Annotated in this window: 18 protein-coding genes; 2 read left to right on the top strand and 16 right to left on the bottom strand. The window is 34.4% G+C overall.

Translation table 11 applies throughout. The features are described from left to right. Positions 1 to 12 precede the first annotated feature (12 nt). The 3 genes from AB3H90_RS03635 to arsC all read right to left on the bottom strand — a co-directional run bounded on the left by AB3H90_RS03635 (position 13) and on the right by arsC (position 3,228). Positions 13 to 1,284 carry an ABC-three component system protein gene (locus AB3H90_RS03635; protein WP_368016200.1) on the bottom strand — a complete coding sequence of 424 codons (1,272 nt, stop codon included), beginning with the start codon at positions 1,282 to 1,284 and terminating at the stop codon, positions 13 to 15. A 20-nt stretch (positions 1,285 to 1,304) separates the two neighbouring features. Continuing rightward, positions 1,305 to 2,369, bottom strand: a complete 1,065-nt coding sequence (locus AB3H90_RS03630; RefSeq protein ID WP_368016199.1) for a ComEC/Rec2 family competence protein — start codon at positions 2,367 to 2,369, stop codon at positions 1,305 to 1,307. A 448-nt stretch (positions 2,370 to 2,817) separates the two neighbouring features. Further along, positions 2,818 to 3,228, bottom strand: a complete 411-nt coding sequence (arsC, locus tag AB3H90_RS03625) for an arsenate reductase (thioredoxin) (RefSeq protein WP_010719969.1) — start codon at positions 3,226 to 3,228, stop codon at positions 2,818 to 2,820. A 522-nt stretch (positions 3,229 to 3,750) separates the two neighbouring features. On the opposite strand from arsC, the gene AB3H90_RS03620 reads away from it, so the two are divergent. Together AB3H90_RS03620 and AB3H90_RS03615 are read left to right on the top strand one after the other, a co-directional pair. Further along, the gene (locus AB3H90_RS03620) at positions 3,751 to 4,446 is read left to right on the top strand and encodes a hypothetical protein (RefSeq protein WP_368016198.1); all 696 of its coding nucleotides are present in this window, start codon (positions 3,751 to 3,753) and stop codon (positions 4,444 to 4,446) included. Positions 4,447 to 4,892: 446 nt separating this feature from the next. Beyond that, complete coding sequence (locus AB3H90_RS03615) at positions 4,893 to 5,543, top strand: hypothetical protein (protein WP_034699831.1); 651 nt, start codon at positions 4,893 to 4,895, stop codon at positions 5,541 to 5,543. Between the two features lie 316 nt (positions 5,544 to 5,859). Here AB3H90_RS03615 and AB3H90_RS03610 read toward each other — a convergent pair whose 3' ends face one another. The 13 genes from AB3H90_RS03610 to AB3H90_RS03550 form a co-directional block, all read right to left on the bottom strand. Next, positions 5,860 to 6,174, bottom strand: coding sequence for a hypothetical protein (locus AB3H90_RS03610; protein WP_161652277.1), 315 nt, complete (start codon positions 6,172 to 6,174; stop codon positions 5,860 to 5,862). A 35-nt stretch (positions 6,175 to 6,209) separates the two neighbouring features. Continuing rightward, positions 6,210 to 8,885: an AAA domain-containing protein gene (locus AB3H90_RS03605; RefSeq protein ID WP_368016197.1), complete on the bottom strand. Its 2,676-nt coding sequence runs from the start codon at positions 8,883 to 8,885 to the stop codon at positions 6,210 to 6,212. A gap of 83 nt (positions 8,886 to 8,968) precedes the next feature. Beyond that, positions 8,969 to 9,226, bottom strand: coding sequence for a hypothetical protein (locus AB3H90_RS03600; RefSeq protein WP_368016196.1), 258 nt, complete (start codon positions 9,224 to 9,226; stop codon positions 8,969 to 8,971). Between the two features lie 984 nt (positions 9,227 to 10,210). Then, positions 10,211 to 10,972, bottom strand: a complete 762-nt coding sequence (gene yhdJ, locus AB3H90_RS03595; RefSeq protein ID WP_368016195.1) for an adenine-specific DNA-methyltransferase — start codon at positions 10,970 to 10,972, stop codon at positions 10,211 to 10,213. Next, the gene (locus AB3H90_RS03590; protein ID WP_368016194.1) at positions 10,956 to 11,756 is read right to left on the bottom strand and encodes a HEPN domain-containing protein; all 801 of its coding nucleotides are present in this window, start codon (positions 11,754 to 11,756) and stop codon (positions 10,956 to 10,958) included. The genes yhdJ and AB3H90_RS03590 overlap by 17 nt, the downstream gene beginning before the upstream one ends. Positions 11,757 to 11,760: 4 nt before the next feature. After that, entirely contained in the window at positions 11,761 to 12,846 is a 1,086-nt protein-coding gene (locus AB3H90_RS03585) for a DUF262 domain-containing protein (RefSeq protein WP_368016193.1), read from the bottom strand. Positions 12,847 to 13,461: 615 nt separating this feature from the next. Then, the gene (locus AB3H90_RS03580) at positions 13,462 to 13,707 is read right to left on the bottom strand and encodes a helix-turn-helix domain-containing protein (protein ID WP_368016191.1); all 246 of its coding nucleotides are present in this window, start codon (positions 13,705 to 13,707) and stop codon (positions 13,462 to 13,464) included. A gap of 885 nt (positions 13,708 to 14,592) precedes the next feature. Beyond that, positions 14,593 to 15,984, bottom strand: coding sequence for a Fe-S cluster assembly protein SufB (gene sufB / locus AB3H90_RS03575; protein WP_010719974.1), 1,392 nt, complete (start codon positions 15,982 to 15,984; stop codon positions 14,593 to 14,595). Between the two features lie 4 nt (positions 15,985 to 15,988). Next, positions 15,989 to 16,459: a Fe-S cluster assembly sulfur transfer protein SufU gene (sufU, locus tag AB3H90_RS03570; RefSeq protein WP_010738384.1), complete on the bottom strand. Its 471-nt coding sequence runs from the start codon at positions 16,457 to 16,459 to the stop codon at positions 15,989 to 15,991. Further along, complete coding sequence (locus AB3H90_RS03565; RefSeq protein ID WP_368016190.1) at positions 16,446 to 17,681, bottom strand: cysteine desulfurase; 1,236 nt, start codon at positions 17,679 to 17,681, stop codon at positions 16,446 to 16,448. Before AB3H90_RS03565 ends, sufU begins: the two co-directional genes overlap by 14 nt. Beyond that, positions 17,678 to 18,967 (bottom strand): Fe-S cluster assembly protein SufD, encoded by a 1,290-nt coding sequence (gene sufD, locus AB3H90_RS03560; protein WP_368016189.1) that lies wholly within the window; start codon positions 18,965 to 18,967, stop codon positions 17,678 to 17,680. Before sufD ends, AB3H90_RS03565 begins: the two co-directional genes overlap by 4 nt. Positions 18,968 to 18,980: 13 nt before the next feature. Beyond that, entirely contained in the window at positions 18,981 to 19,754 is a 774-nt protein-coding gene (sufC, locus tag AB3H90_RS03555; RefSeq protein WP_010738387.1) for a Fe-S cluster assembly ATPase SufC, read from the bottom strand. Between the two features lie 455 nt (positions 19,755 to 20,209). Continuing rightward, complete coding sequence (locus tag AB3H90_RS03550; RefSeq protein ID WP_368016188.1) at positions 20,210 to 21,058, bottom strand: MetQ/NlpA family ABC transporter substrate-binding protein; 849 nt, start codon at positions 21,056 to 21,058, stop codon at positions 20,210 to 20,212. Positions 21,059 to 21,067 lie beyond the last annotated feature (9 nt).

Here is a 21,067-nt window from a genome sequence, read left to right as displayed (position 1 = left end):
TATCTACCTCCATTAGTTTGCAATTTCTTCAAACAAACGAGTTAACTCCTCTGGAAACCTCTGAGAAAACTCAACGGCTGTTAACCCTTTTGTGTCGTGTAAAAACTGATAAATTTTAGATTCGATATAATAGATATGAACAATTGGAAATAACTTTTTTTCATTAGGATCATCAATCGCCAATCTGTCAGAAACTTCGGGATGATCGATGCTTGTTACAATCCCTTCAATTTGGTCTCGCTTGGCGATAAAACTACCGTATATAAAAATTTCTTCGCTAGAAACAACTAAAATATCTTGTTTATCAATCTTGTCATAAAGTGTACTTCTAAATAAACTCCCAATGAAATGGTCAAGGGATAGGCAATCAGTAAGTAATACATGAATACCTGATCTTTCCTTTTCCTGAGTGAGTAATTTGAAACAATCATCGATCTCAAAAGCAATATTTGTTTGTAATAACTTGTAAAGCAAGATCTCCAGCCAAGCGATCCACAAGAATTTATTGGTATAATCCTCATTTTTCTGAGAAGGAAGAAACAGGTAATCACTTAACCGATTATGGATCAATTTAGGCGTTATGTCGGAAAAACATTCACGATAACATTTTTCAATCAGAAAAATCAGCTTATTTTCTTGTCCACCTACTTCTCGTAATTCATTTATGATAGATGTCAAATATCCACTAAAATCATTCAAGCAACGAGGTACCAGCATGATATCAAACTCTTCTAAAAAGAAAGCAACGATATGTGCGATATGAATCCCTTCAACAATTCCTTGTTGCCCCGCTGACTGAAGTTTCGTAATAATCCCAGTCAAATAACACTTACCTTCTCTTTCGACGTACACTCCTGATCCTGAGCAACCTCGTATGTTCTCATACTCCGTGTTGTTAGACGATCCTATTTCATTGTCCAGTACCAATTTAAAAATATCTGGCTTACTGATTTGAGTTGCCTTTCCTCGATAAGGAGTCCCACCGTCTTCTTTCATACACTCTGGATAACCATAAAATACGATTTCTTGCTTATTTTCTGGTTCCATTATAAGCAGTTCAGGATAACCTTTTTTTACCTTCACTTTAATAATCGCTAAATCTAGACTATCTGAGCATCTTGGTGGTTCTAAGATTTCTAGTTCAGATTGGGTATAATCAAATAGTTTGAAGTCATTAATTGTTTCCCCAACCACACAATGTTTTGCGGTGATCACATAACCCGTTTCACAATCCTGCTGATACAACAAACCTGAACCATAAGTATTGGTTCCTCTAATATTCACTGATAACTCTTCAAAATCATTCATATGTCAATCGTTAGTACCCTCTCATTCATTTTTTTCTTGATCAATTGAATCCCGTATTTTTTTATTTCTTCATTTGTAAATAACCCCTCACTCGCATCGGAATAATTAAAATAAAAATTCGTTGGTCGTTTTTTTGTGTAGTTGTGGTAAACAATCCTTGATAAGGCTTCTTTGTGCGGAAAACCATGACGATTCCCCTTATTTGAACTAATCAAATAATTTTCACATTCAATCTGTTTTAATAAATCGTCACTAGTATTTGCTTTACTCCCATGATGAGCCACTTTTACCAAGTCAAAATGCAGCTCTTTTTCCCCATAAAGTTCTTTTAACTTCGCAGTGACAGTACTTGGATGAGCATCTGCTAGCATCAACAGTCGTTTGCCTTCATACTCCAATATAAAGCTAATACTGCTCCCATTTGCGACAGCGCGATCTTCTTGGAAAGCTTTTTTGATCAGTTCTTCTACGCTTCCCTGATGATTGACATTACGACCGCTGATCAGTTGATCCCTGGTTTCTTTTTGAATTGCCTTTTCCCAATCTGTATATAATTTCCTTAGACTTGCTTCATCAGGTGTCAAAATCGTCATTTTTGCCCCTTTGAGTAATTTGGGCTGACAAGAATTGTCAATAACTGTCATCTTTTCAATCATCAAATCCTCCAAATACCGATCGAAAGACTCCCCTTGTTTAAAACTAATCTCTGACTTTTCTTGAACGATCTCCAGTTGATCATCATAAACAACCTTTGTATCAAACTTTTGCGATAACAGCTTTCTAGAATTAAAAAACACTCGTTTAATACATGACTTGTCAAAACTCGACTGAGAAAACAAACTCAAAAATCCCCGAATATGATCGGCATCAATATGTGTCAAAACCAGTAAGTCAATGCACTCGCCTTTCTGGCTAATTGTTGCAATTTCCTCTTTCAACTGCCTAACAACTTGTTGTCCTTGACCACCATCGACAAACAGATTCGTCCGTTGATCTTCTTCTCCATACTGAACGATCAAATAATCGCCATCATAAGCAGGTAAAGCTTTCACTGTAATCATTTCTCTTTCATTGCAGTCCTGTCCCTGCAATCTCCTCCTTCTTCTGCTTTCTTTTCGCTGATCTTGTTATTCTTTACTAACCAAAATCACACACAATAAACTTCTATTCATTTGTTATTGGCGCTAGAATTTAACTGACAAGAAGAGCTTTCAGTCCATTAGTTAATTGCGCGAAATACGCTCTCTTCTTTCTTATCTTACTCCCCATAACATTGTTATTGTAAATAAATTTTGATTTTTAAACGCCAATCATTCTCATAACCAGAAATAATTGCTTGATTCATAACTCTCCAAATAATTGAGAAGGCGACCAAAAAATATCGCAAGCAAAAAAAGCCAGCAAGACCATTTTAAGGCTTGCTGACTTCAATTCTTGATTGTTAAAATTTAGCACTATACAGACAAATGAAGCTCAAATGATCACTCAATTCCCAAAAAATACTGACTCTCACTGGTTCTTGAGTTCAATTACCATTGCTTTAATTCTATCTCTTGTTTTTCTAAAAGCTGATGCTATTTCTGCTTCGGTTCCAACTGCTTGTGCGGGGTCTGTTAAATCCCAATGAATGTGCTGAACACCTACAGGAATCGTCGGACATTTATCTTTTGCATCTCCACAAAGCGTAATAATCAAGTCTGCTTGTGTAAAATAATCCTGATCGATCAAATCAGACGTTTGGTTTGAAATATCAATTCCATCCTCAGCCATAACCTGAACCGCTCGTGGATTCAGTCCATGAGTTTCAATACCTGCGCTTTTAATTTCCACATCCGAGGCAGATAATAATTGACGTGCATATCCTTCCGCCATTTGGCTACGACAAGAATTTCCCGTACATAAAAAATAAATTTTTTTCATTCTTATTTCTCCTCCTGGATATGAGCATTCAATATAGCTCGGTCATTATTTTATTCTCTAACTAAAAGCAAGCATACAGGAATTTTTGTAGGAAAGCATCAAAAAAGAGTGAAATGATTGAAAAGTTACGTCATCAATTATCAGTTTGGTATGTTTTGGCCATCAGTTCTGATCTTCTTTTTACCTGATAATTAATAAATGTCATTATCCATGGATCGCCTAAAATGGAAGAAAATTCATCATATTCGATGTCATGAATCGCTTCCTAAAAGGATTTTTTACTAACGAATGCTAAATGAACGCTTTGTTTTAAACGGCAGTTTGACGAACCTTATTCTATTGAAAGAAGCTAGAATAACCGTAGCTATTAGCACCCCACCCATAATTTCACTACATTTGGTTTTATACTAAAAAAATGAAATAAATTGATTGATTGGACACATTGAAACCTAAACTTGTTCCTTTAAACTTAAATTGTAAGCGAAGATCGTTTACATAAATTATATTAAAGGGAGGAATACCATGAAAAAAAAATTACCATTGGTCAGCCTATTGTTTGGTTTCATTGCTTTAATGTTTTTCTTACCACTAACCAAAACACATGCTGATGTCACTGTAACAAACGATTGTACAGATCCGTCACATTCATTTACAGCTTCCATTAACGCAGATAATGGAAAAGATGTCTCGTCAGACTACTACAAAGTAACAGTTGGACAAACAGAATCTTGGCGCAGAAATGATCCTAGAGGCCATATTTTAGCCATTGTTTATTTAGAACAACTTAGGACCTACTATACTCCAACTAACGCCGCCTACTCTTTTAAAGATGGAAAACTTTATTCCCAAGGTAGCACAACAGAAATCACTCCGTTAAAAGTTGAAACAAATTCGCTTCTTACGCGAAGTATGAACGTTAACATGATTAATCTTTCCACAAGTCTTACAACAGTATCGTTAAGTAAATGGAAAAGTGGCGGATCGACAGACTACTTTACGCTAAACCACCTTGATAGTGAAACTTGGAGCAGAAATGATGATCCAAGAGGCTTTTTAGTTTCAGTCCTATATAATAGCGGATTCTCAAAAGAATACATATATTATTTACCTAGCATACAATACCTAGGCTACAAAAATTTTCTGACAATCAGAAAAGATGCTATCTATGATTGGGATGAAACACAGAAATTAAAAGTAGTTAATGTGATTGACTACTAAGCATGAAGAACCATTAAAGCGATTAAATAATAACTAATGATGAGCCTAGGGAGAAAAGATGCCCTAGGCTTTTTCATTAAGTACAAAAATAAATAACCAGTGTTTTTGAAGTTAAGCTTCACACAATAGAAATACCGTCGTATAAAGTATAAAAAACGTTTATAAAGGCTATCCGCTTATTCACTCATCTTACAATACTTTTTCCAACCTCTTGCTAAATTTCAGCCAGCTCCTCCGCTATTCAAGAACTGATCGATATCCCAAAGAAAATTCCACTATACTTGACTCTAAAATAAAAAAAATGAATAAAATAGTAAATTAGAATCATTGAAAAATAGTCTGCATCCTTTAGACTTAAATTGTAAGCGAAAACGTTTACGACTATATTATATTAACAGGAGGAATATCATGAAAAAAAATCATCACTGGTCAGTTTATTAATAGGAATGGTCGCTTTAGCCATCTTTTTAATCCCGACCAAAGCAGCACATGCTGACATCACTGTAACAAACGATTGTACGGACTTTTCAAGTATTCAGGTTTCAGTTAGTGCAAATTCTACAGGAAAGGGTAACACCGACTACTTCAATATCACACCTGGTCAATCAGACTCTTGGAGTAGACTTTCTCGTAGTGGATTTATCTTGGCGATTGTCCATAACGGAATGCTTAGAACCTATTATACGCCAACAAGTGCTTCTTACTCTTATAAAGATGGTAGCCTTTATCAACGAAACAGCTCAACTGAAATCACACCACTGAAAAAAGTAGTCTACTCTGATACAAAAGGAACTAAAATTGTAAATATGGTCAATCTCTCTGATGGAACTGTTCAGGTTGCATTAAGCAAATGGAAAACTGGTGGATATGCAGATTACTTTGAACTTGCTCGTCCAGCTGTAGAGAGCTGGAGCAGAAACAATGATCCAAGAGGCTTTTTAGTTTCAATGAAAGCCAAAAGTGAAATGAATGAATACATATATTATTTACCTAGCATTGAATATATCGGTGGAAATTATTTAACTATTAAAAACCAAGCAATCCTTGATTGGGATGAAAGAACTCCATTAAAACTTGTAAATGTTATTAAATATTAATTTATAAGCAAATAAACCAAAAGAGACTGGGCCAAAAAATTGACGGCTCTATAATTTATGGGACTGAAGAATCAAAATTGATTCTTCAGCCCCATTTTCATTTTTGCTATAAAAAAACATATCGTTCTCTAGTATGATTAAATCACCATAAGATAAACAACTGAGAGGATGATATGCTCTATGAATGATTTCACCAAAAAAATGCTAAAATTAATAGATAAAAATTTAACAAAATTCAAATAAGAACTGAGCTAGAATGATGGTCCTTTTGATCCAGATTTGATTTTGTATCATTCATAATTTTTAAATAACTTTTTTAGCTGTGATCCTCATCAACTATTGTTATTAATTGTGCTTCATTTAAGGGTTTATACATATTATTTTCAACATCAGATGCTTTAATAAAAACTTTTGTATTTTCATTCAAAAATCCAACTAATTTTTTTCCATACTCAAGCTGTTTTTCAATAAACAACTGAATATTACCATTTAAATCTACAACTCTATAAGCGGAACCACTAATATGTAACTCTAATTGTATTCCATCTTCTTTTCGTTTAATAACGTATAATTCTGTATCTAAATTTGAACTCAAATGTTCAACTAAAAATAATTCATCGCTATATTTCATTTGTTTCCTCCTAAATTAACCAACTTACTTTCCCCCTAGACACCACTCTTATTCATACACTCGTTTAAAAATTTTTTTGTTTTTCTCTCGATGTTTCCTTCAGTTGTCTTCAACCTAAGCAAAGGAATTTCAGCTTTTTCTAAAATAATATTTTTAAGCCTGTCACGTTCTTGCTGCACCTTATCATCATGACTACTTCCATCCACTTCAATCACTCCAATCGGAATCTTGCCGATCTTATAATAAATGACAAAATCACAGCTCGACTTTTGCTTCATGAATTCTATCTCTCTATCAGTAAATGAATTATTTTTAATGGAGACAAGTTGGATTAACTTGATCTGCATATGAAACGTCAAAGAAGCAAATTCATCTGTCCTTAAAATATCCCTCAACAAGGCAGCCATAATCCGCTCAGATTTGAAATATGAGTCCTTTAAATTTAATTGAGTATTTAATTTTTCCAGAGAACGATCATATTCCTTATATAATAAATCGAATGCAGAAATTACTGGACTATCATAGATGTATTGATCAGAGGCATAGTACTTAATATATCTAACTAAAGCTGCCAAACTTTTATTATTCTTTGTAAACACTTGATTACCAGTTACTAAAATGAATTTATTGATGGCTCTAGAAACAGCTACATTCACCAAATGCGGATTATCAACAAAATCAATCGATGCTTGACTGCTTTTTTTCTTATCCAAAACTGTTGAAAAAATAATTTCTTTACATTCTCTTCCTTGAAATTTATGAATGGTTGCTCTAGCAAACTCTTCTGGTAGATACTTCCCAGCTAAATTCACTTGATTGTTATAAGGAGCAATAAATCCGATGTCTTTCTCATCAGACCAGCCAACTTCTACTAAAGACTCAATTTCCCGCAAATTAGTTCGTTTTCTTGTATGGTTTCCTTTAGATGTGGTAATTAGTTCAATGGATGCTTCTCCTTCATCGATAGTCATAGGGATTAATTGATTATTGTAAAATTGCTGATTGCAAAATTGGATAATTTTAGGATGGCATCTATAGTGCTCTTTCAGCAAAGTAATCGGCACTTTCTCTTTAAATACATTGATAAAAGAATCCAGTAAACTATATTTTGTACAGTCGTAATCAATAGAAGGCGCCCTAATATCTGTCTTTTCAGGTATGTGGGGAAGTTGTTTGCGATCACCCACCACAATAATATTCTTTGCACAGCCCAGACTCAAAATCCCCGGAACGATATCTTGCTGTGATGCTTCGTCGATAATGATATAGTCTAATATCGCTCCCTCTGCTATAGAATTAATAATCGAATGTGTACTACTGCCAATCACTGGAAAACGTTTAATAAAATTACTGAACTCCTTTTTATAGCTATCTGCGGTAAAATTTAAATTAGATGGAATTGATTTTGATAATTGTTGCTTGAGAAATTGCATTGATTTATTCGTTAAGTCTTCTAATAATTTTTCGAAATTATCCCTATTCAAATCGTTCTTATATTTTTGTAATTGTTGCTCTTTTTGTTGTAACGTTTTTTCATAATAGTGAAATTGTAGAGAATAAATAAAATTTATTCGTTCAGTATAAGTATTTAAAAACTTAGTTCTAAATATTCTAAACCCTAGCAATAAGCGGAATCTCTCTTTAAAAGAAAATTTTATTTGAGAAAGATAATTCATATATGCAAGTAAATCAGAAGTTTTCTCTGGACTTAATTTGTATCTTTCGACATCCATTAACTCTACAAGTGTATTTTCTTCATGCCATTCTTCTAAGTACTTTTTCTCAACAAGCAGCTCGCTGATTTCTGCGGTCAATTGCGCTACTTTATTTTGTGTAGCCAGACTTGCTTTCACCTTCGCTAAAATATCATCAATTTCCTTTATAGGAGTAGCTGCAGAATTTGAATTATAACGAGGAACTTCTTTTACCCCTGCAAAGAATTCTGTCCTATTAGTTGAACACCCTAATTTCGCAATAAGGTAGTCTAGTTCTTTTTTAGCCATCTTCTCATACACATTTTCAACTGCTGGGTTGTTATTTGAAACAATTGCAACAGATTTTTTATTTATTAAAATATTTGCAATGATATTTAAAATAGTTTGTGTCTTTCCTGTACCAGGAGGACCTTCAATAATACTAATTTGAGAGGAAAAAGCATTTTCAACAGCTTTTAATTGACTCTCATTCAATCCAAAGGGAAAAATCAAATGTTTCAAAGAATTTCTAGCCTCATTTTTACCATAGCAATACGAATGCAACGCTGTTCCTTTGTAAGGAGTGATTTTTTCCAATTGCCTCTTGATGTTTTCGGTCATAGTTTTATTTTCTGGACTAGCATTACGAACACGCTCTTTTACAATTTCAGTAAAATAAGAAAATATATCCTCATTTTTCAAATCAGAACTCGAAATAATACTTACTTTTTCTGACTTCATGACATACTTTTTTTGGTCATTTGGATAGTTTACAACAATATACTTATTCCCGTATTCAGTGGCTTTATCTATTTGTTGATAAACATTTTCTTCTTTAGATAAAAGACCTGCATGAATCTCTTTTTGTGGTGTAATTTTACATAAATCTAATGGCTTCCAAAACGATTTACCTGACGGGAAATAAACAGTTACCATTAGTTTATTGTCTTTTTCCCAGAGCTTCCAATCAATTATTTGATTCGTTTTGTCTTGTCCATTCATAGATATGGAAAACATTTAGATCATACCACCTCAATTTCAGACTATATGCTTATTCTAGATTATTGGAAATAAAAGATTTAACTAGAATTCAGAGCCACTCAACTTTTCTTGATAACTTCTTCTATTGTACTTGAAACATATTCCATTCTTTCAAGATCAAATGCTTTCATCTCTTGTGCATGTTGTTCTGCTAGACATTTTATACTAACAATAATTGCATTTATTTCATTAATATCTTCTAAACTAATTGAATTTACGTCCAATCGATCATAGGACATCTGGCTTAATGCTGAAAGACAGCTACTTAGACTATATGAATCAGCTACTAATTTATCGAGATCTACATTTTTTTCCATGAGAAATACTCTCCATTCTTTTATCTAGTTAAGGAACGAAACATCATTATAAATTTATATTAGAGCTGTTGCTTATCTTAATTAACTAATTCGGTATTAAAACTATTGAATTAAATCTTTACTATTAAATAACTGTATAAGCTATCAAATTACGTTTATATAAATGATTAACGTAAGTTGATACTAGTTCGTATTAAGTGACTTTCTCGTAGAATTCAGAAATATTAAGCTATATGGATACTTTTTGTTCATGTTAGCATATTTCCCTCAATTATTTTCTTCTTTTTTCAACTTATTTCATTTAATTTTTTATTTTATCTTGCAAATAATTGATAAAATATTTCATTTTTTCTATAGCATGTAACTTTTAAAGCTATCTTCTTTTCAAAGATGACTGAACAAACAAAAAAGCTAGAAACACCCTAAAAAGGTATTTCTAGCTTATGGTATTCATTTATTCCATGGAACCTTCCAATGACTCTTTTGGGAATCAGAGAAAAGGGATAGGCTTTGTATAAATAATTAATTTGACAAATTACCATAGACTAACAGTGTATATTATCAGGTACTATCATCGGTAACGTAGCCAATGTCGTATCCAAAATAGCAGGTAGAGAAGTTATTGAGAATTCAAAGTATTCTTCCTCAATAACTAGTTTAAGAACATAGTTAAAAACAGTTGATATTTCATTATTTTTCCAACAAATTTTATTGATGAATTAATGAGATTTAGTAATGATTGACATCATAATTATATTCAGCAACGTGTATGATGTATTTTTGATACGAAAACAGAAAAAAAGATTCCATAATAGCTTATCTATACATATCCGTTTATTTAGTTAGAATTTCACTAACAATCATTTGTACAAAGTGGAGTCTATGACAATTTACTGTGTACAACAATGTAAAAATGTTAAAGAAGACAATAGACTTGCATTCGATTTTTAAGCCATTTTGAGAAACAATTTCCTAAAGTAATTTTCATATGGTTATAATTTCTGCCCCTTTTAATCGTTCACTTCCAGTTTTACAATAGGACTTACTTAATTCAATACCTATATATTTTCTATTGAGACGTTGAGCGACTCTACCAAGAGAAAAAGTACCAGCAAATAAATCTAAAATCACATCATTTTCGTTCGAACTAGCCTTTACAATCCTCTCAAGTAACACTTCTGGTTTTTGTGATGGATGCTCAACATATTCCTTCATCCTGTATCTAACACGCGAAAAATCCCATACATTTCCGGGTACCTTAAATGAATTATATTTTTCTGGTGGGTTTTTCCTATAATCAGTTAAATTTCTTTCACTGCCAGTCTTGGCTGGAATCAAAATATCCCTTCTATTAAATGTGTATTTTGTTCTATGTTTTGTACAAAAAAGAATAGGTTCATATAGTGATCCAAAATGTTTTTTTGCTTGGACACCCGAACTATCGTATGTCCATACAATTCTTGATTTTACGTATATTTTTTCTCGCAAATAAATGTCAATATAAGGCATATTCTGAGTAGTGTTCATAATATATAATGAACCATTCGGACTTAATTTTTCAAGGGCAATATCTAACCATTTATATACCCAAATAATATATTGATCGTCACTTTCCCATCTATCAGAAATATCATCAGCATATTTTTTTTTCAAATTATATGGTGGATCTATAAAAATCAAATCCACTGTACCATCTTGTATCTTTTTTAAACCATCAAAAATATCTCCATTAATTATTGTTATCATTTTTTTCCATTTCCCGCCGTTTCTCCTCAACAGTTTCAATTAAAATTGTGAACAATCTATCAATTTGAAACAGCATTTCTTTAACAAGATCTGCTGAATCATAAGTAATTGTTTCTCCATACTCAATTGAATAGTCCTTAGTTACAACTTCAATACATTTGAAATAAGTATTAAAAAACCGATCTTTATATTGAATTTTTTCATTTTTGTGTGCAATAGCATTTCTTTGTATGATGATAAAGCTAAGAAAATCAAGAAAATATGGAACTATTAATCCATCTGATACATTTTTATCGACAACTTTATCCAAACTAACATTAAAGTTTTTCATAAACTTAGTCAAGTCATCAAAAGTAGGATTACCACGATTGTCTAATATACCTTTCTTCATCAATTTATTGTTATGTTCAGAAAGAGGTTTATTTTCATTATCTCCAATACCTTCAGTAATATTTTTAAACACTTGGTAATTATCAATTTCTCGTAATAACTTTGTCTTAAAACTTCCTGCTTTTTCTTTCGCTAATTCTAAGTAAATCTTATTCTTTAGAGCAAATGGTAAATTCTTTATCAAAGCATCATTATATTTTTCAAATACGACATTCTGAACTTTATGATAACAGCTCTCCCAATATGCATAGGTCAATACTATGAAACTTCGCAACAATAAATCTTTCTCACGATCAGTAAATTCTTCTGGTAAAGATTGTATAATTAGTGCCATTGTTTGAATTTCTTCACGCTTTTCGGTTCTATAATTTGAAAATTCTGATTCAATGTCCATACTATTATGCTTCCCACACTTTTTCACTGAAATACTTAAACGCTTCATCACTTAGCTTGAAAAATCTTCTTGTTGGTGAATATGATCTTGCGGTTAAGTTTTTATATACATCACTTTCAAAAAAATCTCTTAAAATATTTACAGCATGATTATCATCCACTAATTTGAACTCATCTAAAAGTAATCCGATAGCAGGTGCTATAATTGAAGTGTTGGTTATACTATTAAGTTTTGAGTGAAAATGTCTAAATGAATTTTCCCCAAGTAATCTTCTAATGTATGCGTATGTTTCAGTAATATTATCAAATCCCGATACTATTTCCTCCACAGATTTTCTACTCAGATAGTTTTGAATTTCTTTTGTTATAAGTATATCGATTTTCCCATAAGATTCTTCGGATGTCTCGTGTTTCATGATCATCTGACAAATAAAATACCTTAGTATATATTCGTTATCTTCTTGTTTTTTAATTCTATTAGGTTTAAGCTTTATTGCTTCTTTAAAATTAGTATCATTTCGAAATTCATTCATCAACCCATAAAACTCTGGAGATAATTTATACACTAAAAAGTTCCTTAGCTCTTGAGGCGACAAGTCTTCTCCATTACTGTTTAACCTACTAAACAGTAGATATTGACTATACAAATCATCATTATCTTCAACTAATTCAATTCTAATTCGAGCATTTTTGAGATTATTTATTACTCCCTGTGACAAATCGTGCATCGTTTTGCCATTCAAATCTGTTAATATTTCACAGTCAACAAACTTAATAGCTGTTTCTTCATCTTTAAGAGAATTAAAGAAGCGAATCAACGTACTAGTTCTTTGTAATCCATCAATAATTTCCCAATTAAAATCATCGTTTGAAAAAGCAAAAATAGGGGGTAGCGGTATTCCAATTAGTATTGACTCAATAAGTGCTGATTGCGTTGCTTCATCCCACCTAAAGGTTCTCTGATACGGCGGATTCAAGATAACCTTACCTTCATTACATCGATTGACATATTCAGATATAACAATATCAAAATGATCCACTCTAAATTTTTTACGATTTTCTTTTATTTGATCTAACACTGTGTCTGACAATTCTATCATCCTCCAATAAAGTTAATTTGAACTATAAAATAAGCTTTATTCAAATATACCATATAAATATCCAAATTTTAGTTTCCTATACTCTAGTAATCGCACTGCACATTTACTATTATATTTCTATATATTGATAAGAGTGTCCCATTAGATTTTTATCTAAAAGACTTCATTTTAGTAAACCTTTAACTCAATCTTTATGCAAACTTGTAGTTACACCTTCGTTCTTTATATTCATGTCATTTATGATTTAAACGATCATATCACCAATAAAATTAGAATAGACGATATTATACTTATAATATTTAGCTGGAACATCAAAAATTTAAAATGGGTATTTAATAAAATTGTCTTTCCTCACATAGCCCAAATGGTATTTGTCGTATCACACCCAAGTAAGCTCTCAATCTAAAATCAGTACAAACCCACTAGATGTTAATTTTTTAAAAGTCAATCCCCCATGCATGTAAATTATTAGTAAAAACAGATATTTCAGGATTAATACGACTTGAAATAATGAATCCTTTCTCATCTATATAATCTAAAAAATCAATTATTTGGATAGTGTATACTTTCATTACTTATCCGTCCTACTTCAATGTCTACAAGTAGTCAATGAAATAAATCTTCATAACTCACTTGTAGAATTTCCTTAATTGCTTTCAATTGATCCAGTTTAATATGCTGTCTGCCACCATCGATTTTCACTAGTGTTTCTCTTGTTATAGCAACTTTATTGAGTGGTAGTTCTCCAATAAGTTCTGTTTGGCCAATTCCTTTTTCTAATCGTATTCGCCTAATGTTACTACCGATTACATTTTCTTTATCAATAATTTTTTCCTCTTTCAAGAATAACATATCTTTTGGACTACAATTAGTCCTTTTTCCTATTAATCTTAAAGATTTGGTATACTACAATGGAACTATTATTAGTCCATATTTATTTTAAGGAGAATTTTTTTGAAGAAATTTTCAATCATTCTAACCTATCCTTTACTCATGGGAGCTATAAGTGGGTTTGCTATTTCTGTTACAAGTTCTATAAATACTGACACACTAATACAACAAAATCAGAAAAGAATTATCCGATACATTTTTTACGCTTCCAGATGGATTTGAAGCGTATTATCATGTTAAAAAACTAGTTATCCCTTTATGAGAAACTGAATTTACTGAAAAAATTGAACAATTTTTGAAGCTAGAGCTAACAAAATTTCTCTATAATAAGCAATTATTCGGATAACTTTTTAATGAAACACAAGATGAAGTCACTAACTCAACTTTTATGGTAGCGAACATGTGCAATATGATACATAAGCCTACAAAAGAACTACTAAACCTAAAAATAAAATTGATTTTATCATCGAAAAATTATAACAAAGCGTGAAAGACTAATAATGCCTCTTTAATTTATGGGACTGATGAATCAAAATTTATTCTTCAGTCCCATATTCATTTCCGCTATAAAAAAAACATATCGTTCTCCAGTATGTTTGAATCTCCGCAAAATAAAAACTGAACAAAACATATTCTATATGAACGATTCTATCAAAAAGATGGCGAGATTAGTAGATAAAATATAGAGAAAGTAAAATAACGAAAAATGAGACATAATGAGCTTCACTCTGACCCAAATTGGATTTTACACAACTTATCAGTCCTTATTGACAAAGAGCCCTTAAAAATACAAATAAAAAAGCTCGAAACGCTTTAATATCAACGTTTCGAGCAATGAAATAGTTGTTAACCCACAGACCCTTCCATCTCATAACTGATCAAACGGTTGAGTTCGACTGCGTATTCCATTGGGAGTTCTTTGGTGAATGGTTCGACGAAGCCCATGACGATCATTTCGGTGGCTTCGGATTCGGTCAGGCCTCGGCTCATAAGATAGTAGAGTTGTTCTTCTGAGATTTTTGAGACTTTGGCTTCGTGTTCCAAAGAGACTTGGCTGTTGTGGATCTCGTTGAATGGGATCGTATCGGATTTGGAGTATTCGTCCATGATGATCGTGTCGCATTCAATGTGAGAGATAGAACCGGCGCTGTTTTTAGCGAAGGTTACTTGTCCTCGATAATTAACTTCGCCACCGTCTTTTGAGATGGATTTGGAGACGATGGAGCTTGAAGTGTTTGGTGCGTTATGGATCATTTTCGCCCCAGTATCTTGGATTTGGTTTGCACCAGCAAATGCGATGGAAAGCATCGTGCCACGCGCACCTTTGCCGTCTAGGTAAACACTTGGATATTTCATCGTTGTTTTAGCTCCTAGGTTGCCGTCGATCCATTCGACTGTGGCACCTTCGTAAGCTTTGGCTCTTTTGGTTACTAAGTTATAGACATTGTCTGACCAGTTTTGGATCGTAGTATAGCGACAATAGGCGTCTTTTCGGGTGAAGATTTCAACGATCGCTGCATGAAGACTGTTACTTGAATACGTTGGTGCTGTACAGCCTTCGACATAATGGATGCTGGCTCCTTCGTCAACGATGATCAATGTTCGTTCAAATTGTCCGGTATTTTCGGCATTGATCCTAAAGTATGTTTGTAATGGAACGTCGACTTTTACCCCTTTAGGTACATAAATAAATGTTCCTCCTGACCAAACAGCTGAATTTAAAGCAGCAAGTTTGTTGTCAGTGGGTGGGACTAATTTGGAAAAGTATTCTTTGAATAACTCAGGATATTCTTTCAATGCAGAATCAGTATCGGTGAAGACGATCCCTAATTTTTCAAATTCGTCTTTCATGTTGTGGTAAACGACTTCTGATTCATATTGAGCAGAAGCACCTGCGAGGTATGCACGTTCTGCTTCAGGAATCCCGATTTTTTCAAAGGTTTCTTTGATTTTATCAGGTACATCTTCCCAATCTCGGGCAGGTTTATCACTTGGTTTTTGGTAATATTTTATGGCATTGAAGTCGATGTCTGACAGGTCTGGTCCCCATTTTTGCATGGGCATTTTATTGAATGTTTCCAAGGATTTCAAACGAAATTCTAACATCCATTCAGGTTCACCTTTGATTCGAGACATTTCTCGAACGACTTCTTCAGTTAAGCCTTCTCCTGTACTGAAAACTGGTTCCACATCATCGTGAAAACCAAATTTATATTCTTCTAATTCTGGTACACCCATGTTCTCACTCCTCTTCCTGATGCACGTGATGGAAGGTTGCAGTGCCGTTTTCTTCCATTGCTTTTTCTAAGGCTTTCCAGCCTAATGTGGCACATTTGATTCTTGCGGGAAATTTGGCTACGCCACTGAGCATTGCTGCATCGCCTAATTGGTCGATGGCTTTGACATCTTTTCCTTGGACTAATTGCGAGAAATCAGTGATCAATTGTTGTGCTTCTTCAACAGATTTTCCCATGACAGCATCGGTCATCATGGATGCACTGGCTGTACTGATGGAGCAACCGTTACCGTTGAATGCGATATTCTTGATGATTCCTTCTTTGACTTCGACTTGTAATTCGATGACATCGCCACAGGTCGGATTATTCAATTCGATTCGACTGGTTGATTCAGTCAATGTACCTCGATGATGAGGATGCGAAGAATGATCAAGTATGACCTGGCGATAGAGATTATCTAGTTTAGAGAGTGCCATGTTGGAAAAACTCCTTCGTTGCAAGAATTGCTTCGACTAAACGATCTGCATCTTGTTTCGTATTATAAAAATAAAAGCTTGCTCGTGCGGTCGCTGAGACTTCTAAATAGTTCAATAAAGGTTGGGCACAATGATGACCTGCACGAACAGCGACACCTTCCATATCTAAAGCAGTGGCTACATCATGAGGATGCAAGCCATCTAGATTAAAGGCGATGACCCCTGTACGAGTAGCGGGATCTTGTGGTCCATAAATGGTCAACCCATCGATTTGTTGTAGTTTAGGTAAGACATAGGCAATTAATTCTTTTTCATGATCATGGATATTGTCCAACCCAACGTTTTCGAGATAGTCAATCGCTTGACCTAGTGCGATGGCTCCAGCGATATTAGGTGTGCCGGCTTCGAATTTCCATGGAAGTTCTTTCCAAGTACTATCGTACAAGTCGACAAAGTCGATCATTTCGCCACCAAATTCGACTGGTTCCATTTGTTCTAACCATTTTCGTTTGCCATATAAGACTCCGATCCCAGTCGGTCCACACATTTTGTGTCCGCTAAACGCAAAGAAATCACAGTCTAATTCTTGGACGTTGATTGGCATATGAGGAGCAGATTGTGCGCCATCTACAACTAGTACCCCACCTTGCTCATGGACAAGTTTTCCTAGTTCTTTGACGGGATTGATCACACCTAAGACATTTGAAACATGGGCAATCGATACGATTTTTGTTTTGTTAGTGATCAATTGTTTTGCTTGTGCCATGTCTAAAAATCCGTCGGTAGTCAAGTCAATATATTTTAATGTTGCTCCTGTCTTTTTGGCTAATTGTTGCCAAGGAATGACATTGGAATGGTGTTCCATGTAAGAAATTAAGATTTCATCCCCTGCTTGCAGAAACTGTTCACCAAAGCTGCGAGCGACCCAGTTCAAACTCGTGGTGGTGCCACGAGTAAATAGGACTTCAGCAGTTTCAGCTGCATGGATAAACTTTCTGACCTTTTCCCTAGCGCCTTCATAGGCAAATGTTGCTCGTTCGGCTAAGGTGTGGACTCCGCGATGCACATTGGCATTATCTTGTTCATAGTATTTTTTTATTGCTTCAATTACTACTGTTGGTTTTTGTGTAGTGGCTGCATTGTCTAAATAAACGAGCGGTTCATCATTGACTTCTTGAAATAATATCGGAAAATCTTCGCGAATGGTTTCTTTCAGAATCATACATTCAACTTCCCTTCAATAACCTCCACTAACTCTTTTCGGACTGCTTCTACTGGAATTGCTGTTAACACAGAGCCAAGGAAGCCTCGAATAACCAATCGTTCTGCTTCTTCTTTATGAAGACCACGGCTCATCAAATAATACATTTCTTCAGGATCGACCCGACCAACACTGGCAGCATGTCCTGCAGTGACTTCATTCTCATCAATAAGTAAGATCGGATTGGCATCTCCTCTTGCTTTATCTGAAAGCATCAATACTCGACTTTCTTGTTGGGCATCGGCTCCTTTTGCGCCTTTTAAGATATGTCCGATCCCGTTGAAAGTCAACGTCCCTTTTTCTCGGATCACACCATGTTGTAAGATATGTCCGATCGTATGAGGCGCTTTGTTCGTGACACGAGTATCAATTCCTTGGATTTGTTTCCCTGAGCTAATCGCAACGATTTTCACTTCTGCATGGGCACCTTCGCCAACTAAATCAGAATCAAAATCAGCAATTACATGTCCATCATTCATCACGCCGATTGCCCAATCTACAGAAGCATCACGTAAAATATGACCTCGGCGGTTGATATAAGAAGTGATATTTTCTCCTAATTGATCGACAGCTGAATATTTGATTTTTGCTCCAGCTTTAGCGATTACTTCGACAATGATATTACCAGAAGCTTTTTGGATTTTCTCTTTGGTCGTTTGGAATCGTTCCAAGTAAGAGAACTCACTATGTTCCTCTGCGACGATCAAGACATGTTTAAAGAAATGCTGTGCTAATTTGCCATCTCGGATGAATAAGCTCTCAATTGGCTCATTGATGACAACATTTTTAGGAACATACAAAAACACTCCACTGTTCATGAAAGCAGCATGTAAAGCGGTCAATTGATCTTCATCCATTTTCACTGCTTTTTCCATATAGTATGGTTTGATTAAATCTGGATGCTCTTGGAGCGCTGTGAAGATATCTGTAAAGATCACGCCTTTTTCCATGAGTTCCACTGGTAATTGTTCAAAGATCGTATTTGTTCCTTCTTGCACCAACACAGGGTTATCTTTCATTACGTCAAACCCAGCTACATTTCCTGTCTCACTAAAGTGGTCTGTGAACTCATGGATATCGAATAATAGCCAGCGATGGAATTTTACACGATCGATCTGAGGAAGTGGTAATTGATTGGCTTTTTCTAACGCTGCTTGACGTAATTGGGTCATCCATTCAGGTTCCCCTTTGCTTAAAGAAAAATTGGTAACTGCGTCAAGTTGGTCGAGCCAGTTCGTTTCTTTCATTTTCCGCTCCTCCTTACGCTTCTTCTTCTTTATAGTCGATTCCTAGTTCTTTGCTGATGCCAGCATACCCTTCTGCTTCAAGTCGTTTCGCAAGATCTGCATTCCCAGTCATCACGACACGTCCTTCCATCATGATGTGGACGACATCAGGAGTGATATAATTCAATAATCGTTGGTAGTGGGTGATGATCAATGCGCCAAAGTTTTCGCTACGCATTTCATTGACCCCTTTTGCTACGACTTTCAATGCATCGATATCTAATCCAGAATCAATTTCATCTAAAATGGCAAAAGTTGGTTCTAACATCAATAATTGTAAGATTTCATTTCGTTTCTTTTCGCCACCAGAAAAGCCTTCATTCAAGTAACGTTCGGCCATTTCTTCTGGCATATTTAACAGCGCCATTTTTTCATCTAATTTTTTCAAGAAAGTCAAAACAGACATTTTATCGTCTTCATCACGTTTGGCATTGATCGCTGCACGCATAAATTCTGCATTCGTGATCCCAGGAATTTCGCTTGGGTATTGCATCGCTAAAAATAATCCTAGACGTGCCCGCTCATCGACCTCTAAATCTAAGATATTTTTTCCGTCAAATAGGATCTCGCCTTCAGTGACTTCATAGTTTGGATTCCCCATAATAGCGGCTGACAGCGTCGATTTCCCTGTTCCATTTGGTCCCATAATGGCATGGATCTCGCCTGTTTTCATCGTTAAGTTTACGCCTTTAAGAATTTCTTTCTCTTCAATTGAGACGTGTAAATTTTTTATTTCTAAGACAGACATGCAAATTCCCTCCAGATTCTGTTTCGTTCTCACTTATTTTAGACTAATTGAGAATAGAGCGCAATGTTATAACCCACTAAAATCAAAACTTTTTTCACGAGTTATCATTAAATCAATATTACTAGATGATAATATTTATAAAGAAACTTCTGTTTTTAGCATTCATAGATCACTGGTTATGTTGATTTGTTTTATGTAAAACGATAGGTAAACGTTGGCTTGCAGAATGATGTAGTACGCATCTCTTGATTACCGCTTACCTGTTCTTAATAAATGCTTCTTGAAAAATGCCATAATAAAGAGAGTTCTCTATTGGTTAGATAGCTAATTTATTCACTATTCACTCTGCAAAAAAACATCAAAGCTAGTAAAATCAACTAACTTTGATGTTTTTGACGACTTGATTATTTTTTAGATGAACATTTGATTTTGTTCAACTCTATTTTTTGAAGTGCTTATTTGGCATCAGCTGCGACAGGTTTGACTGAACCGCCCCATTTGTCTTCGATCCATTTTTGAACGTCTTCACGGTGTAAGACTTCAAGTAATTTTTTGATTTTTTCGCTATTTTCATCACCTTTACGTGTGGCAATGATATTCACATATGGTGAGTTGTCTTCTTCTAATAAGACAGAATCTTTCAATGGATTCAAACCAGCACCATAAGCAAAGTTTGCATTGATCGCTACTAAGTCACCTTCATCATTTTGATAAGTAGAAGCTAATAAAGAAGGATCAATCGAATGATTGAATTTTAAGTTTTTAGGGTTTTCAGCGATGTCATCAAACGTAGCTGTTTCTAGATCTACGCCATCTTTTACCTTAACTAAGCCAGCATTTTGTAAAATAGTGATGATTCGTCCCCAGTCAGATTCTGAATTTGAAGTAATCACTGTTGCGCCGTCTTTTAAATCAGCAATGTCTTTGATTTTCTTTGAGTACAAGCCCATTGGTTCAATATGGACAGCACCCGCATTGACAAAATCATAGCCTTTTTCTTTGATTTCTTTATTTAGATAAGGAATATGTTGAAAATAATTGGCATCGATATCGCCTTCTGCTAAAGATTGATTTGGTAAAATGTAGTCATCGAATTTCACGATCTCTAAATTAATGCCTCCATCTTTCAATAGCGGTTGGACGTGTTCCAAGATTTCTGCATGAGGTGTTGGTGATGCGCCTACTTTTAAAGTTGTATCGTCACTTTTTGATGAAGCACCTTTACTATCGCTATTATTGCCACAAGCTGCTAACCCTACAGTCAGCAAGACCGCTGCTGCAAATCCAAAAATTTTCTTTTTCATATCCTTTAT

The sequence above is a fragment of the Enterococcus sp. C63 genome (assembly GCF_040887215.1).
Taxonomy (GTDB): Bacteria; Bacillota; Bacilli; order Lactobacillales; family Enterococcaceae; genus Enterococcus_B; species Enterococcus_B hirae.
This window is presented reverse-complemented; position numbering and strand designations above follow the sequence as displayed.